Source organism: Bradyrhizobium sp. KB893862 SZCCT0404, from assembly GCF_018130885.1.
In the GTDB taxonomy this organism is placed as follows: Bacteria; Pseudomonadota; Alphaproteobacteria; order Rhizobiales; family Xanthobacteraceae; genus Bradyrhizobium; species Bradyrhizobium stylosanthis.
On sequence record NZ_JAFCLT010000001.1, the window covers coordinates 1,370,489 to 1,386,122 of the forward strand.

Here is a 15,634-nt window from a genome sequence, read left to right on the forward strand (position 1 = left end):
AGGTGTCGCCGCTGGTCAGCATCCAGGGCCTGAGCGTCGCGTTCAACGGCGTGCCGGTCCTGCGCGGTGTCGACATCGCTCTCGGCAAGGGCGAGGCCCTCGGCCTCGTCGGCGAGTCCGGCTCCGGCAAGTCGGTGACCTGGCTTGCTGCGCTCGGCCTGTTGCCCCGGCATGCCCGGGTCTCAGGCTCGGTGCGGCTCGACGGACGCGAACTCCTTGGTGCGCCGGCGGCCGAGCTGGATCGCGTCAGGGGCGGGCGGGTTGCCATGATCTTCCAGGATCCGGCAAGTGCGCTCAACCCGGTGCTGACCATCCGCAAGCAGCTCTGCGAAGCGCTGGCGCTGCATCGCAATCTCCAGGGCGAGGCGGTCAAGGCCGAAGCCAAGCGCCTGCTCGACCTCGTCGGTATTCCCGATGCGGCGCGCCGGCTGTCCGCCTATCCGCACGAGTTTTCGGGTGGCCAGGTCCAGCGCATCATGATCGCGATGGCACTCGCCGGAAATCCTGATGTCCTGGTAGCGGACGAGCCGACCACGGCGCTCGATGCCACCATCCAGGCGCAGATCCTCGAACTGCTCTCAACCATCCGCCGCGACATGAATATGGCGATGGTGCTGATCAGCCACGACCTCGGTGTCGTCGCCGAGAATTGCGACCGCGTGGCGGTGATGTATGCCGGCCGCATCGTCGAACAGGCCCCCAGTAACCAGCTCTTCGCCGACCCTGTTCATCCCTATGCGCAGGGCCTGATCGGCGCGCTGCCGCCGCTCGACGGTCCGCGCCGCCGCCTCACCGCCATCCCCGGCACTGTGCCCGATCCCGCGCATATGCCCGGCGGCTGTGCCTTCGCGCCGCGCTGCGCGCTGGCGGAAGAGGCCTGCGGCCTTGGCGCGCCCAGCTTGGCGCCGATTGCGAACGACCGGACCGTTGCCTGCATCCGCGCCGAAGCCTCGCGGCGGGCGCTGCTCGGAATCGCCGCCGAATGAGCCCGCCGCTCGTCGAAGTGTCCGGGATCTCGCGCAGCTACGCCATGCGCTCCGGAATGTTCGGCCGCAGTACCGCCGTCCATGCGGTCGACGGCGTGTCGCTGACGATCGCCAAGGGCGAAACGCTGGGCCTCGTCGGTGAGTCCGGTTCGGGCAAGTCCACCACCGGTCGCATCGTCCTCGGCCTCGAGCCGCCCGACCGCGGCGAGGTGCGGTTCGACGGCAAGCCGATGGCCGCACCGGGGACCGCCGCATGGCGTGCACAACGTGCGCGCATGCAGATGATCTTCCAGGATCCGCTGGGCGCGCTGGACCGGCGCCTGCCGGTTGCGACGCAGATCCGCGAGCCCTTGGACATTCACGGCCTCGGTTCGTCTGCCGAGCGCGAAGACCGCGTCCGCGAATTGCTGCGCGCGGTCGAGCTGACGCCGGCGCATGGCGCACGCTATCCCGGCGCGCTCTCTGGCGGGCAGCGTCAGCGCATCGTGCTGGCGCGGGCGCTGGCGACGAAGCCGGACTTCCTGGTCTGCGACGAGCCGGTCAGCGCGCTCGACGTCTCGATCCAGGCACAAGTGGTGAACCTGCTTTGCGATCTTCAGGCCCAGCTGTCACTGACGCTGCTGTTCATCAGCCACGATCTGCGCGTCGTCAGGCAGATCAGCAATGTCGTCGCCGTGATGTATCTCGGCCGCATCGTCGAAATCGGCAGCGCCGATGATCTCTTTGCGCGCCCCGAGCATCCCTACACGCAGGCGCTGGTCTCGGCCTCGCCCGCGCCGGGCCGCCGCAGCGCCGGCCGCATCGTGCTGGCGGGCGATCCGCCGAACCCTGCGGCGCGTCCGCAGGGCTGCGCCTTCCATCCGCGCTGCCCGCGCGCCATCGCGCGCTGTGCGAGCGAGGTGCCGGCACTCTCGTCCGTCGGCGGCGACAGGCAGGTCGCCTGCCATCTCGTCACCGGGCCGCGGGTCGAAACGCGGGATGCGGCGTGATGGGACGCTATGTCGCCATTCGCATCGGACGCGCGGCGCTGACCATCGTGCTGGTCGTGACCTTTGCCTTCGTGGTGCTGCGCCTCTCCGGCGATCCCGCTCTGATGATCCTGGGACCCGAGGCGCCGCCCGAGGTGATCGCTGCCTTCCGCAAAGCCTGGGGGCTCGATGATCCCATCTGGCTCCAATATCTCGATTACTTCAGCGCGATCGCCCAGGGTGAGCTCGGCCGCTCCATGCGCGACGGCCGGCCCGCGATCCAGCTGGTGCTGGAACGCATCCCGGCCACGCTGGCGCTGACGCTGCCGGCCTTCTTCTTCAAGGTCGCGCTCGGCGTTCCCGCCGGCATCTACGCCGCGCTGCATCGGGGCTCGGGGATTGATCGCGCCGTGATGATGACAGCGGTGGCCGGCTTCACGGTGCCGAGCTTCGTGCTGGCATTGCTGCTGGTCCTCGTCTTCGCCGTGCAACTCGGCTGGCTGCCGTCGGGCGGGCAGGACAGCTGGCGCCACGCCATCTTGCCGATCATCACGCTCAGCCTTGGCGGCGCGGCGGTGCTGGCGCGGTTCACCCGCAGCGCCATGCTGGAGGTGCTGGGCCAGCCCTATATCCGCACCGCCTCGGCCAAGGGCGTGCCGTGGCGCAAGGTGGTGACCTCGCATGCGTTGCCCAATGCGGCGATCCCGACCGTGACCATTCTGGGCTTCATGGTGGGCACGCTGATCGCGGGCGCGGTCGTGGTCGAGAGCGTGTTCGCCTGGCCGGGAGTTGGGCGCCTCCTCGTCGTCGCCGTCGCCAACCGCGACCTTGCCGTCGTGCAATGCATCCTGCTGCTGGTCGCGATGACCATGGTGACGTCCAACCTGATCGTCGATTTCCTATACGGCTTCCTCGATCCGCGCCTGCGCGCCAAGGGAGCGCACGCATGACCGACGCGACGCTGAAGGATACCAAAGCGTTTTCAAGCGAAGCGGATACCGGTTCGCGTAAAGAAAACGCGTCAAAACTAGAATCTAGTGTTCGCCGCCGGTTCAGCCTGCCGGCCATTCCGGTCTCGGTCGTGCTCGCGATCACCTGGATCGCGGCGATGCTGGTGGTCGCGGCTTTCGCCGAGAAGATCGCGCCCTACGGCTTCACCCAGCTCGACCTGCGCAACCGGCTGGCCGCGCCCGGCAATGCCGCACACTGGCTGGGTACCGACGAGCTTGGCCGCGACGTGCTGTCGCGCCTTCTCGTCTCCATCCGCATCTCGCTGCTGATCGCCTTTGGCGCCACCGCGATCTCGGCCGTCGTCGGTACCACACTCGGCTTCCTGGCCGCGCATTTCCGCGGAGCTGTCGAGCAACTCGTGCTGATGCTGACCGACTTCCAGGCCAGCATGCCCTTCCTGATCATGGCGCTCGCGGTGCTCGCCTTCTTCGGCAACTTGCTGCCGCTGCTGATCGGCCTGATGGGCCTGTTCGGCTGGGAGCGCTACGCCCGCATCGCCCGCGGCCTCGCCATCTCCGCCAACGCGCAAGGCTATGCCGCTGCGGTCCGCCAGCTGGGGGCTACGCCGTCGCGGATCTACCTGCGGCACATCCTGCCCAACATCGCATCCACGCTGATCGTCTCGACCACGCTGGTGTTTCCCGAGGTGATCCTGATGGAATCCGGCCTGTCCTTCCTCGGCCTCGGCGTGCAGCCGCCGATGACCAGCCTCGGCAACATGGTCGGTTATGGCCGCGAGTACCTGACCCGCGCGCCCTGGATCATGCTGGCGCCGGCGACCACCATCGTGGTGACGACGCTGGCGGTCTCGGTGATCGGCGACTGGCTGCGCGACCGGCTGGATCCGACGCTGCAATAGCGCGACCGGCTTGAGCCTAGCTTTGGACGTCCGGCTTCTTGCCGCGCCCGAGCGCGAATTGACCGACCGGGCCCTCTATATGCAATTCCAGCCCCGTCATTTTCGCGAACAGATCGATGTCGGTCGTTCCGATGGCGCAGCCACCAAGGCCCATATCGGTCGCTGCCAGATAGAACGTCTGAAGCAGGCTGCCGACGTCCTTCAGGATCAACGAATATGCGATTGAGCTGTATTTCCAGGAGACCCGCCCAAAGCGCGCCGCGATGGTGATCAGGATTTGCGGTTGACCAGGCGCGTCCATGGCGAACTGAGCCGCCACCGAGAGAGCCTGGAGTTGCTGGACGGAGGCGCTGATCGCGACCAGCGCGTGTTGCCCTGCGTCGTAGTGGTAGAATCCGCGCGCGATCCCTTCGCAGTTCGAGACTGCCAAATACAATTCCAGCTCGTATGCGCTGCCCGCCGACGGATAGGGCCTCGTGCTGTATGTGACTTCGGGACCGCCGTCAAAATACGGTCCGCTCTTCCATTCGGACACAACGCGCGCGGTGGTGTCGAGAAACTGCGCGAGTTCGTCGAGCGTGATCGGATGCTTGTCGTCGAAGTCCCGCGTTGAATGGCGTTCGCGCAACAGCTTCGGGAGGAGAGAGTGCGGCTCCAGGGAGGGGAATTTACGCAGGGCGATCTTGTTGCCGGGCCAGCGCGGACGCACCGCCGGCGGCGGCGGAACGACACTCGCGTAGCTGAACGCGGCACCGACCGGATTGGCTTGCCGGCCTTCCGTGCTCCGCGTGTGAAATACCAGATCATGGAAATCCCAGAGAACGAGATTGCCGTCGCCTTCATTCACCCGCAAGCCGTCGCCGCTTTTCGCATCGAGCTTGATCAGAATCTGGCATTCCGCCAGCAGTTCGAGCAGAAGGAGGTTGAACGAGAGCGCCTTCGCGTCGAGCTTGCCGATCTTCCGAGGCTGCGACAGCGCAGCAAGGGTAGCGGCGATGGCGGGATCGCCAATCCGGAACAGCGCGCCGGCGCGGGGCGATTCCAGCACCATCTCATTGCCGCGCCGGCGCAGATAGGCAAAGCGCGACAACACGACGGTATCGCGGCTGCCCAGCTTCGCGCGTCGCGGCCAGTAGTCGGGGACTTGAGGCTCGATGACCACGAGGTCCTGCTCGTCACGCGAGGAGGAGAGGCGGTATTCCAGCAGCCCGTGCCGGGCCAGGCGATGCACCAGCGCGTCGATTTCCCTGGCGAGTTTGCTCTTGCCTGCAAACGAAGCGAGCGGAAGGCCGGTGCTCAGATGTCGCGCATGGTCCATCGCAGCCTCGCTGAATTGTCCGAGGTTGACGGAATAGTCGCCCACAGTGGCTGTGATGTTTCCGTCCGGCTGCATCTGGAGGGAGAAGCGATGGCCCAATCGGGCAGCAATGTCTGGAGCGATCTTCCTGGTCGGCTTCTTCCGGGGAGCGCGCACGACGAGGAGGCCTTCAGGTGTGTGGAAGGAATGAAGTCAGATCGCTTTCCAGTCGCGGCCGGTCCAACAATCCGAGCTTGACCGGCACATCGTAAAGGCGGCCCGGTGCGAAGCGGCGATAAAAATGACGCAAGCCGGGAACGAGCACTCTGACGACCGGAACCTCGACGTCGGGACGTGTCTGATCGAGGACGAGGAAATCGTAGCCCGCACGGGCGGCGATCTCGACACAGGCGATGGCCTGGTCACGCGTATTGTCGTGAAGCTTGAGGCTCGGCGCTGGGGGGACGATCGGGCGATTGCTGGGGATCAGGAACGGGTAGTTTTCCAGGCGCAGCGGTGTCACCCCGTCGAGGGTCGGCTTCTCGCCGCTCGCACCCCCCATCATGCTGACGGACATGAATTGGGTCAGCTCGGTGAGGGAGCGCAGCAGGGCTATGCGGCGGTCGAAATGCGCGCCGGAGCCGAACTCGATATGCTCGTGTCCATTCTGCATCCAGTGCATGATTGCCACGTAAGTGGGAATGCCAAGGTCGGTCGTAACATCGAGCACCCACAGCTTGCGCCCGGCTTCCGCAAATTGAGACTGGAGATCCCGGACATAGAAATCGTCGAACTGCTCGAGGTCGACCTCGGCGCGCTGCACCCGGTTGTACCACCAGATCGCGTAGGCATCGCGTTCGATCAGTTCGAGGAAGCCCTGGACAATCGCTTCGTCGCGGGTGTTGCCGGCCGCGCATCCGTTGGAATCCGTATGAAAGCCGCCGTAAAAGAAATACAGCAGGCCCGTCGGCAGGTATTTGAAGCGTTTGTCGCGCAATGATGAGACGGGCGACCACTCGGTCCTCGTCGATGGATCGAACGGCTCGGGGACCGGATGGGGATCGTCCGGCTGCTGGAGAAATCTGTTCTTGAACTGCGTTTCGCTGAAGAGCTGGACATCGTTGGGAAGAATCGCGTCGCCAGGCGCGAAGTCGGCAAATCGACGCGTCGTCCTGATCTCGTCGCCCTGGAAAATGCCCGAATAGCGTTCGATCGATTCCATCAGCGCGCTGGCTTCACCCTGCTCGGCGGTCGATCCCTTGCCAAAACTGCCGCCGCTCAATCCGGACCTGAGCTGGTCGATGCTGTGGGCCGGCGCGGAGAAATTATGCTGGGCGAAGTAGTTGGTGTTCATGGGTAGATCGACGTCGATTCGTTCGAGCCTGGTCACCACCCCTGTCAGTGGGCTCACATGCTTGCGGAAGCGCGACACCGTGGATCGCGACGTCACGGTGCGATATCCACCGCTGGTCATGACGAGCCTCTTGCCCTCGGCAATCTCGACCAGGGCCGGAGATCGGCGCGGGTTGTTCAGCTTCCTGCTGCCGCAGGTCGGACATTGCGGACGTCGCGTCACGTAGTGCTTGGCGATGGCGGCGCCGGTCAGGTCGATACTTGCGATGTGATCGCACAGATCGGTACGAAAATCCGATGCAATCGCCTTGGCGATTTCGATGGCCGCAAAATGGATTCCGGTCTGGCCGACACTTTCTCTGACGAGCGGCGATATGGCAACCGCACGCGCCGGTCCCCGGTCGAGAAACCCCTTGATCTCCCGGTTGCGGATCATGCGATCGAACAGGCAGGTCCAACAGGCGCTCTCGCCCGGTTTGAACACGGGTCCGACCAGCGGAAATGGGCCGGATGGCTGTACCAGCAGCCAGGTCGTTTTGCCGGCCGCACGTTCCTGGTTCAGTTCGGCAAGTCGCCGGTCGAGATAGTCGTTCGCCAGCGTGATCGTGAGCTTCGGCGCTCGCTTGGCGATTTGAACACCGAGCTTGCTCAACGCCGCGGTCAGCTCCTTGGCGCCTTTGACGTCGATCGTCTCGATCTGGACGGGGCAATTGCGAAGATTTTGTTCCGCGATCTCCAGGGGCATGCCGAGGCTCGCCAGGAAACCGCCGACAGCGCCGTCGAATGCTTTCGGGGGCCGCGCAACGACGTAACGGCGATCGAGCAGCCGCTTGATCGCTTCCTCGACCTTGTTGGCCGGAAAGTGCTTCGAAAGCTGGCTGATGATTTCCGGCCACGCCTTGCCATGGTTTCCGATCGCAGTGGCCAGGGCACAGTAGAGCTCGCCGTGCAGGAAGAACTTGCGGTCCTCGGAATAGAGGCAAACCGCATCAGGAGGCAGGACGTAAGCGGTGAAATTCGGTGCAAATCGGAGAATGTCTTTGCGGGTCTGCCGCGCAGCGCGGGTCTTGCGAGTTGCAGTCATTGCGTCAGCACGCTGATCCTGTTGCCGTCACGCCGGTCGTCGCGAAATCAAGCAATTGGCCGGACCCTTTCGTGAGGCCGGCCAATAACCTATCAACCCGTAAATGTGACATTCGGAGCGCGCCGAGGCCTAGCACCAGCGGCAGCGGCCCCACGATGCGCAGCAGCCCGCGCATGATACGGCGCATCCCACCACGCCAACGCCACAGCCGACGGCACAACCCGCACATCGGCAACCGACGCCACATCGGCAGCCACGGCAACCCCGACAGCCTCTGCAGCCACGGCAACCGCCGCATCCGCGCCATGCCAGCTGCACGCGGCTGCCGGCGTTTTCCTTGTCGAAGAGATGGAAGGTGGCCAGGCTGACGTCAGCCATTTCCTCTTCATCGAGCGTGATTGCCTGACCCGATCCGAAGTGGGGTAATTGTTGTACGTCGGATGTTGGCACGGCGGACGCTGATGCGCCTCCTGCCAGCGAGAACGTCAACCCTGCGGCTCCGAACGCCGGCACGGCGACTTTGGTTACGCGCTTCTTCCCTTTAGAAGTCTTCTTCGCCTGCCGCATGGTCCAACCTCCGAGCATTGCAAGAAGCGTCCCAGCCGCGGTAAGCCTACGCCCAGGAAATGACGCGAGCAACAATTTCGCGCACGGAAGCGCGACGCAGCATGTTCAGGATGATGCATTCATCTTCATGAACGACATCGGCGCGGTCAGTTGACACAACGCATCAACGATCCACGCTGTTGGTGCGCGTGCAGTTTTGGTGCAGTGCCGCAAGTGCATCGCATCTCGAATGGAGAGAGCGGCGTGGCAAATCGATCAGGGCGTTTCGCTTGGTATGAACTCCTGACCACGGATGTCGCGGCGGCGGGCGCATTTTACAGCAAGGCCGTCGGCTGGGGCGTGAAGGACGAGTCGACCCCGGAACTGCCTTATACTGTGCTTAGTAGCGGCGGCGCTCCGCTCGGCGGGCTCATGGATATTCCGGAAGAGGGGCGGAGACTGGGGGCGACGCCGCGGTGGATGGGATACGTCGCCGTCGACGATTTGGACGCCACCGCCGCGCGGATCGGGCGTCTTGAAGGCACGATCCTTGTACCGCCAACCGACACCAATATTGGCCAGATAGCAGTCGTTGCCGATCCGCAGGAGGCGACGTTCGGGCTGATCAAAGAACCGACATATGGCCGGCGGAAGCCGGGCCGGCTGGACGAGCCGGGGCGCGTAGGCTGGCATGAGTTATTGGCCGCCGACCGGACCGTGATCTTCGATTTCTACAGAGAACTATTCGGTTGGCAGCAGGCCGACGCACAAAGCGATCCAGCGGACTGGTATCAATTGTTCTCGGCGGGTGGGCAGACGGTCGGCGGCATGCTCACGAAACTTCCGAGCGTCGCGCACCCGAGCTGGCTGCATTACTTCAATGTCGCCGACATCGGCGCTGCCAGCAAACATGTGATTGCCGGCGGAGGCCGGATCCTCCAGGGGCCGATCGAATTGCCTGATGGCTGCTGGATCGCGCGATGTGTCGATCCCCAAGGCGCCCTGTTTGCATTGCAGGGCGCCCGAGGTCAGACAAGCATTGAACCATCCTCGGCTTCGGAAATCGACTGGTCCGCCAAATGGGGTGGCATTGCCTCCCAAGGGAGAATTGTGCTGCCCAAGCCAAAGCGCTAGCGGTAGCGTCTGTCCGACACTGCCGCGACCCCTGCAATAACCCGCGCCGGGAGCAGGGAAGGCCTGCCATGCCCAAGTTCCCGTTGCGCGCGCCCGGTCCGTGCGCTATCCGGCCGGAAAGGCCTGAGGCGGCTCCATATTTTCCCGCCCGGCCACCCAAACCCGAGGACGGAAACCGCCATGCCAGCCTATCGCTCCCGCACCACCACCCACGGCCGCAACATGGCGGGCGCGCGCGGCCTCTGGCGCGCGACGGGCATGAAGGACGGCGATTTCGGCAAGCCGATCATCGCGGTCGTCAACTCCTTCACCCAGTTCGTGCCCGGCCACGTCCACCTCAAGGACCTCGGCCAGCTTGTCGCCCGTGAGATCGAGCAGGCCGGCGGCGTTGCCAAGGAATTCAACACCATCGCGGTCGATGACGGTATCGCCATGGGCCATGACGGCATGCTCTACAGCCTGCCGTCGCGCGAGCTGATCGCCGACAGCGTCGAGTACATGGCCAACGCGCATTGCGCCGACGGCCTCGTCTGCATCTCCAACTGCGACAAGATCACGCCCGGCATGCTGATGGCCGCGCTGCGGCTCAACATCCCCGCCGTGTTCGTCTCGGGCGGCCCGATGGAAGCCGGCAAGGTCAAGCTGCAGGGCAAGACCAAGGCCGTCGACCTCATCGACGCCATGGTGGCTGCGGCCGACTCGAAGGTCAGCGACGAGGACGTCAAGGTGATCGAGCGCTCGGCGTGCCCGACCTGCGGCTCCTGCTCGGGCATGTTCACCGCCAACTCCATGAACTGCCTGACCGAGGCGCTTGGCCTCGCGCTGCCCGGCAACGGCACCGTGGTCGCCACCCATGCCGACCGCAAGCGCCTGTTCGTGGAGGCCGGCCACACCATCGTCGATCTCGTCCGCCGCTATTACGAGCAGGACGACGCGAGCGTGCTGCCGCGCAACATCGCGAACTTCAAGGCGTTCGAGAACGCGATGACGCTCGACATCGCCATGGGCGGCTCGACCAACACCGTGCTGCATCTGCTCGCCGCCGCCCATGAAGGGCAGGTTGCGTTCACCATGCAGGACATCGACCGGCTGTCGCGCCGCGTGCCCGTGCTGTGCAAGGTGGCACCGTCCGTCGCCGATGTTCACGTCGAGGACGTGCATCGCGCCGGCGGCATCCTGGGCATTCTCGGCGAGCTCGACCGCGCCGGCCTGATCGACACGTCGTGCGCGACCGTGCACGCGCCGACGATGAACGAGGCGCTTGAGCGCTGGGACATCAAGCGCTCCAAGAGCGAGGCGGTGCGCACCTTCTATCGCGCCTCGCCCGGCGGCATCCCGACGCAAGTCGCCTTCAGCCAGGAGCGCCGCTACGACGAGCTCGACGCCGACCGCGAGAAGGGCGTCGTGCGCGACCTCGAACACGCTTTCAGCAAGGACGGCGGCCTCGCCGTGCTCTACGGCAACCTCGCGCAGGACGGCTGCATCGTGAAGACCGCGGGCGTCGACGCCTCGATCCTGAAATTCTCCGGCCCGGCACGCGTGTTCGAGAGCCAGGACGCGGCCGTCGACGGCATTCTCGGCGGCAAGGTCGTCGCCGGTGAGGTCGTGGTCATCATCTATGAAGGCCCGCGCGGCGGCCCCGGCATGCAGGAGATGCTGTATCCGACCAGCTATCTGAAATCGATGGGCCTCGGTAAGGCCTGCGCGCTTGTCACCGACGGCCGCTTCTCCGGCGGCTCCTCGGGCCTGTCGATCGGCCATCTCTCGCCGGAAGCGGCGGAAGGCGGCAACATCGGTCTCGTGCGCACCGGCGACATCATCGCGATCGACATCCCGAACCGCAGCATCACGCTGGAGGTCTCCGACGAGGAGCTCGCCAAGCGACGTGCGGCGGAAGAGGCGAAGGGCGACACCGCCTGGCAGGCGATCGGCCGCAAGCGCAACGTCTCGACCGCGCTGCAGGCTTACGCCGCGCTCACCACCAGCGCCGCGCGCGGCGCGGTGCGCGAGGTGAAGCGGCGTTCGAACTGAGCACTGCAACGCGCGCCACGCGCGCATGGTCAACAAGTCCTGAACGGCCGGCGAAAGCCGGCCGTTTGCATTAAGGACGTCCCCATGAACTTCAGCAGGTTCGGATTTTGCGGCGTATACTGCGGCGACCTTCGCAAATCCATTTCGGGCAACTGGGGCACCGCATAATGTCTCGTACTCTTGCTGTTGTTTTCTCCACGGCGATCGCCGCGATTTCCATGACGACTGCTGCTTCCGCCGGCTGCTACAATTGCTACACGCCGCCGCCGTGCCAGACCTGCTATCAGCAGCAATACGTCGCGCCGCAATACCGCACCGTGGACGAGACCGTGATGGTGTCGCCGGGCTCCGTCGTCGCGCATCGCACGCCGGCGCAGTATCGCACCGTGATGGTGCCGCAGACCGTGATGGTGGCGCCGCCGGGCGTGCAGTACGAGCGCATCCCGCCGCAATACGCCACGCGCCAGCGCGTCGAGATGGTCGCGCCGGGCTATTCCTATTACGCGCCGGTGCAGATGGGCTGCGCGTCCTGCGGCTACTGACGCCGACGCAGCAATCAACGTTTTCGAACGGCGCTCCCACGGAGCGCCGTTTTCTTTTGCGCATTCGCAAACGAGGCCCGGATTGGAGGTGAACCCAACCGGGCCTCGTCACCAGCGACGCCCTGGGAGATGTCGCCGGTATTGCGGAATGCTGAGGGCGATAGGCTAAGGCATCAGGCTGACATGCGCCTGACAGCCGCCGGATCAGGAAATTTCGTCTGATCGTTCCTGCGTTGCGCGGGACGCGCTTTCGATGAGAAGGATCCCATGCCAAAAGCTGGACCGCCATTGCCATGGTCGGGCATAGCGAGAGGAAGCATGGCGGACACATTTTGCAGCGACGACGTGCTTGCTTACGAACGCAGCCGGACGCGGTTCGCGCCCGGGCAAGGCATGATGCTCGACGATGCCTACCGTCTGGCGCATCTGCCCTTGGTCGCGCCTCATGATCCCAGGGTGATCGCGACGAAGGATGGCACCGCCTATGATATGGGGCGTCACCCAACGGCCTACTCGGTGGTGCTGCCGGTCCCGGCCGATGCACTGGAGGCATCGCCGGCCTATCAGGCGCTCGATGCGGAGCTGCGGGCAGCTCCCTTTGCGCGCAAGGTGGCGTGGCACGTGATGGGCAAACGGCGGGAGCGCCTGCACGCAACCATCTGCGGTGGCCTCGGCTCCGAACCGCCGGCGATCGACGCTGCCCGCCGCTCGGCCCTGGCCGGGCTCGGACCCATCAGGGCCGAAATCCGCGGGCTGTTCTCGGGGAATGTGAACCGGGGACGGCTCTACCTGCGAGTCTACCCAGCGCAGCGCGACGGCGCGAACCTGTTCCATGCCGTGCAGCACGCACTCGGCCGTCCGACGACGGATCTCTACGTGGTCGGCCTCTGGAATCTGATAGACGATCTCGATGCCGGCGAGGCGGCAATCCTGGCGGCGATGATCGAGCGCTGGTGGTCACGCTCGTTGCTGCAGGTCGAGGCCGACGAGCTTTGGTTGCTCGGCGCGCGCGACGACCTCGTACTGGACGGGGAGATCAGCGACCGCCTGCGGCTTCGTTGAGGTGTAGTGGGCTCGGATTTCACTGTAGATTGCGCTGGAGCCTTCTGATCTCCAACAGCTGCCATCTTGCTACTATTGCCAGAGCCGACGAGTGATGTTGAACAAACCGGCGAGCGGCACGCCGACCAAAACGCCCGCAAGGCCGTACGCAATCCCGAACAGCGCTGCCGTCCATGGCCCCGAGCTTGTAGCGAAGCCGTATGCCGCAGCCAGCGCGCCAAGTGCCCCCGCAATCGCGAACATGTTCCGGTCGTTGCGCGCCTCTACGTTATGGATCGGCGTCCGCTTACGACTAAGGACCGGAGGACCAAAAGGGTGTCGCGACCCGCAACTCGGGCACGCAGCGGCGTTCCCAGAGACTGAATGTCCACAGTCGTAGCAATCGATAAGTTCCTGAACGCGGCCCATCTCGGGCACCCTAGGCGGCGACACACACGTTGTCGATTCCGCGTGCTTTGTCCGCGGTGCCCTTTGATCCCCAATAGGCTGCCGGATCGCACCCGAAACGTTGGGCGGACCAGAACGTCTTTCGACTAGCAGATGGCGGAAGGGGTGGGATCATTTTTCTGGTCTCCGGAAGTCTACCGACTGCCATTATACCCCTTGTTTTGTAGCGGATGCGCACATTTTTAGGCTATACAGGATTCCAGAAGTCTACTAGCTTCCACGTCTGATTTGTACGTAGTTCGATACGTAGGAGCGGGGCGATGGGGCGAGCAGTCAACCAACTCTCGGACAAGTGGATCAAGAAGGCCGACATCCCGCCCGGCCTGTACGGCGACGGGAACGGGCTTTACCTCCAAGTCAGCCCCTCGACCACGGGCGACGAGCAGCCGACCAAGAGCTGGATTTTTCGGTTCATGATTCGCGGCCGAGCTCGGAAGATGGGTCTTGGCGATACTGACCAGGTCAGCCTCAAGGACGCCCGCAAGCTAGCCCAGGCGCAACGCCTGATCGTTGTTGAGGGCCGCGACCCGATCGAGGAGCGGAACACCCGCAAGCTTGCCCTGGTGACCGAGCACGAGGCTCAGAAGGCCAAGGCTACGACCTTCCGGCAGTGCGCCGAGGCATACATCAAGGCCAATCAGGCCGGCTGGAAGAGCGCCAAGCATGCCTCCCAATGGGAAGCCACGCTCGAAACGTATGCCTATCCGACCATCGGCAACCTGCCCGTAGCCCTAGTCGATCGCAACCACGTCATGAAGATCCTTGAGCCGATCTGGACGACCAAGACGGAGACGGCAAGCCGGGTCCGCGGCCGAATCGAGAAGGTACTGGACCGCGCCAAGGCGATGGGGCTGAGGGAAGGCGAGAACCCGGCTCGGTGGATCGGCCACCTCGACCAGCTCTTGCCCCGCAAGTCCCAGGTTGCGCCGGTGGAGCACTTTGCTGCGCTACCCTACAAGCAATTGCCCGCCTTCATGACAAAGCTTCGCAAGCGCGACGGCATCAGCGCGCGGGCGCTGGAGTTTACGATCCTCAACGTCACCCGCACCGCCAACACAATCGGCGCGAAATGGGATCAGATCGACACCAAGGAAAAGACGTGGACGATTCCGGGTGAACTGATGAAGGGCAAGAAGGGGAAGCGCCGGCCGAACCATGTCATCCCGCTCTCAGACCAGTCGCTGGCAATCCTGCAGGATCTGCCTCGCGATGGCGATCATGTCTTCCCGGGCGCGAAGGAAGGCACCGGACTGAGCAACATGGCGATGGCCGAAACCCTCAAGGAAATCGGGGTTGATGCGACGGTGCACGGCTTCCGCTCCACTTTCAAGGATTGGGCCTCCGAGCAGACGGCCTACGCCAACGAGCTGACCGAAATGGCGATGGCTCACATCGTCAGCGACAAGACCGAGCGGGCGTATCGTCGTGGTGACCAGCGGGAGAAGCGTGTTCGGCTAATGCAGGATTGGGCGAGCTACTGCGAAACGAAGGCGCCGGCCGGTGACAACGTGGTAGCGATCGGAGCTCACCGATGAGCCGTGGCGGCAAGCGAGATGGCGCGGGTCGGAAGCCAGACCTCCTGCCGGAGGATGCGAAGCTTATCCGCGAGGACTACGAGCAGCGCGCGAGGCAAGTCCGAAAGGTACAATGGGAGAAGGGGCTCGGGAGACAACTTAAGAAGAGGGACATCGAGCCGAATCCTGGCGAGCTAAAGTGTCCAAAGAGCTGGACCCCAGAGAGGGTGTTCGAGTTTCGGGCAAAGTACAATCCGATCGTTTCGGAATACGGCTTGTCGAGAAGGAAGGTACCGGAAGGGCTGCCAATGAATGTTGAGCACGCCATCATGAAGATGCGGCACAACAGACAGAAGGGCATAAGGAAACGGTATTTCTCGACCCAGGATCTGCCGCGACTCTATCGTGGCCGGCAAGCAGTAATTGAGGCAGTGGCTCATTCCTGGGGAATCTCTTCCCGGATGGTAAGGACTATCATTGAGGCCGATACAGGCGTTTGATTGTTGGCGCAATTGCGGGAGGTGACCACTTCCGCTTGGTGTCATCTTCCACCTCGTACTCCAGCGGACGCTGTCCGCCCAACAGACGAGGTAGAAAATGCAAAAGGCTCTACGGCTTCCCGCTGTGATGGAAGCAACCGGTCTGGCAAAGGCCACCATCTACAAGCACATCGGCACCGGAAAATTTCCGCCCGGCACTCGGCGAACCGACATCCGTCTGCACACTTGGGACGCCGACGAGATCGAGCGTTGGAAACGTGGCGAGTGGAAGCCGGCGGAGGCTGTGGCCTAATGCAGCCT

The 15,634-nt window shown here is 64.2% G+C and carries 14 protein-coding genes; 11 read left to right on the forward strand and 3 right to left on the reverse strand.

Going from position 1 to position 15,634, the window contains the following annotated elements; translation table 11 throughout:
* Positions 1–2 precede the first annotated feature (2 nt).
* Genes JQ617_RS06860 through JQ617_RS06875 form a run of 4 tightly spaced genes read left to right on the forward strand, consistent with a single transcriptional unit; the run spans position 3 to position 3,824 of the window.
* Positions 3–986, forward strand: coding sequence for an ABC transporter ATP-binding protein (locus JQ617_RS06860; RefSeq protein WP_212025375.1), 984 nt, complete (start codon positions 3–5; stop codon positions 984–986).
* Entirely contained in the window at positions 983–1,975 is a 993-nt protein-coding gene (locus JQ617_RS06865) for an ABC transporter ATP-binding protein (RefSeq protein ID WP_212025377.1), read from the forward strand. The genes JQ617_RS06860 and JQ617_RS06865 overlap by 4 nt, the downstream gene beginning before the upstream one ends.
* The gene (locus JQ617_RS06870; RefSeq protein ID WP_212025379.1) at positions 1,975–2,904 is read left to right on the forward strand and encodes an ABC transporter permease; all 930 of its coding nucleotides are present in this window, start codon (positions 1,975–1,977) and stop codon (positions 2,902–2,904) included. Before JQ617_RS06865 ends, JQ617_RS06870 begins: the two co-directional genes overlap by 1 nt.
* Entirely contained in the window at positions 2,901–3,824 is a 924-nt protein-coding gene (locus JQ617_RS06875; protein WP_249156673.1) for an ABC transporter permease, read from the forward strand. Before JQ617_RS06870 ends, JQ617_RS06875 begins: the two co-directional genes overlap by 4 nt.
* A 16-nt stretch (positions 3,825–3,840) precedes the next feature.
* Here JQ617_RS06875 and JQ617_RS06880 read toward each other — a convergent pair whose 3' ends face one another.
* Positions 3,841–5,217 carry a SagB/ThcOx family dehydrogenase gene (locus JQ617_RS06880; protein WP_212025988.1) on the reverse strand — a complete coding sequence of 459 codons (1,377 nt, stop codon included), beginning with the start codon at positions 5,215–5,217 and terminating at the stop codon, positions 3,841–3,843.
* Positions 5,218–5,311: 94 nt separating this feature from the next.
* On the reverse strand, positions 5,312–7,558 hold the full coding sequence (locus tag JQ617_RS06885; protein ID WP_212025380.1) for a TOMM precursor leader peptide-binding protein: 2,247 nt from the start codon (positions 7,556–7,558) through the stop codon (positions 5,312–5,314).
* Between the two features lie 810 nt (positions 7,559–8,368).
* On the opposite strand from JQ617_RS06885, the gene JQ617_RS06890 reads away from it, so the two are divergent.
* The 4 genes from JQ617_RS06890 (at position 8,369) to JQ617_RS06905 (ending at position 12,873) form a co-directional block, all read left to right on the forward strand.
* Complete coding sequence (locus tag JQ617_RS06890) at positions 8,369–9,238, forward strand: VOC family protein (RefSeq protein ID WP_349630597.1); 870 nt, start codon at positions 8,369–8,371, stop codon at positions 9,236–9,238.
* Between the two features lie 180 nt (positions 9,239–9,418).
* Positions 9,419–11,269 (forward strand): dihydroxy-acid dehydratase, encoded by a 1,851-nt coding sequence (gene ilvD / locus JQ617_RS06895; protein WP_212025382.1) that lies wholly within the window; start codon positions 9,419–9,421, stop codon positions 11,267–11,269.
* Positions 11,270–11,487: 218 nt separating this feature from the next.
* Complete coding sequence (locus JQ617_RS06900; RefSeq protein WP_212025384.1) at positions 11,488–11,811, forward strand: hypothetical protein; 324 nt, start codon at positions 11,488–11,490, stop codon at positions 11,809–11,811.
* Positions 11,812–12,129: 318 nt separating this feature from the next.
* Positions 12,130–12,873: a hypothetical protein gene (locus tag JQ617_RS06905; RefSeq protein WP_212025386.1), complete on the forward strand. Its 744-nt coding sequence runs from the start codon at positions 12,130–12,132 to the stop codon at positions 12,871–12,873.
* A 72-nt stretch (positions 12,874–12,945) separates the two neighbouring features.
* Here JQ617_RS06905 and JQ617_RS06910 read toward each other — a convergent pair whose 3' ends face one another.
* Positions 12,946–13,116, reverse strand: a complete 171-nt coding sequence (locus tag JQ617_RS06910; RefSeq protein WP_156527675.1) for a hypothetical protein — start codon at positions 13,114–13,116, stop codon at positions 12,946–12,948.
* 464 nt (positions 13,117–13,580) lie between these two features.
* Between JQ617_RS06910 and JQ617_RS06915 the strand changes: the two genes are divergently transcribed.
* The 3 genes from JQ617_RS06915 (at position 13,581) to JQ617_RS06925 (ending at position 15,626) form a co-directional block, all read left to right on the forward strand.
* A complete protein-coding gene (locus tag JQ617_RS06915; protein WP_212025388.1) occupies positions 13,581–14,855 on the forward strand; it encodes a tyrosine-type recombinase/integrase in 1,275 nt (424 codons plus the stop codon).
* Entirely contained in the window at positions 14,852–15,334 is a 483-nt protein-coding gene (locus JQ617_RS06920; protein ID WP_212025390.1) for a hypothetical protein, read from the forward strand. The genes JQ617_RS06915 and JQ617_RS06920 overlap by 4 nt, the downstream gene beginning before the upstream one ends.
* A gap of 97 nt (positions 15,335–15,431) precedes the next feature.
* The gene (locus JQ617_RS06925) at positions 15,432–15,626 is read left to right on the forward strand and encodes an AlpA family phage regulatory protein (protein ID WP_212025392.1); all 195 of its coding nucleotides are present in this window, start codon (positions 15,432–15,434) and stop codon (positions 15,624–15,626) included.
* Positions 15,627–15,634: the final 8 nt, after the last annotated feature.

What these genes read in the sequence shown, in the direction of transcription:
- JQ617_RS06900 (WP_212025384.1), top strand. Translation starts at nt 11,488, where the DNA reads ATGACGACTGCTGCTTCCGCCGGCTGCTACAATTGCTACACGCCGCCG.
- JQ617_RS06920 (WP_212025390.1), top strand. Translation starts at nt 14,852, where the DNA reads ATGAGCCGTGGCGGCAAGCGAGATGGCGCGGGTCGGAAGCCAGACCTC.
- JQ617_RS06880 (WP_212025988.1), bottom strand. Translation starts at nt 5,217, where the DNA reads ATGCAGCCGGACGGAAACATCACAGCCACTGTGGGCGACTATTCCGTC.
- ilvD (WP_212025382.1), top strand. Translation starts at nt 9,419, where the DNA reads ATGCCAGCCTATCGCTCCCGCACCACCACCCACGGCCGCAACATGGCG.
- JQ617_RS06925 (WP_212025392.1), top strand. Translation starts at nt 15,432, where the DNA reads ATGCAAAAGGCTCTACGGCTTCCCGCTGTGATGGAAGCAACCGGTCTG.
- JQ617_RS06885 (WP_212025380.1), bottom strand. Translation starts at nt 7,558, where the DNA reads ATGACTGCAACTCGCAAGACCCGCGCTGCGCGGCAGACCCGCAAAGAC.
- JQ617_RS06865 (WP_212025377.1), top strand. Translation starts at nt 983, where the DNA reads ATGAGCCCGCCGCTCGTCGAAGTGTCCGGGATCTCGCGCAGCTACGCC.
- JQ617_RS06905 (WP_212025386.1), top strand. Translation starts at nt 12,130, where the DNA reads ATGGCGGACACATTTTGCAGCGACGACGTGCTTGCTTACGAACGCAGC.
- JQ617_RS06870 (WP_212025379.1), top strand. Translation starts at nt 1,975, where the DNA reads ATGGGACGCTATGTCGCCATTCGCATCGGACGCGCGGCGCTGACCATC.
- JQ617_RS06910 (WP_156527675.1), bottom strand. Translation starts at nt 13,116, where the DNA reads ATGTTCGCGATTGCGGGGGCACTTGGCGCGCTGGCTGCGGCATACGGC.
- JQ617_RS06915 (WP_212025388.1), top strand. Translation starts at nt 13,581, where the DNA reads ATGGGGCGAGCAGTCAACCAACTCTCGGACAAGTGGATCAAGAAGGCC.
- JQ617_RS06875 (WP_249156673.1), top strand. Translation starts at nt 2,901, where the DNA reads ATGACCGACGCGACGCTGAAGGATACCAAAGCGTTTTCAAGCGAAGCG.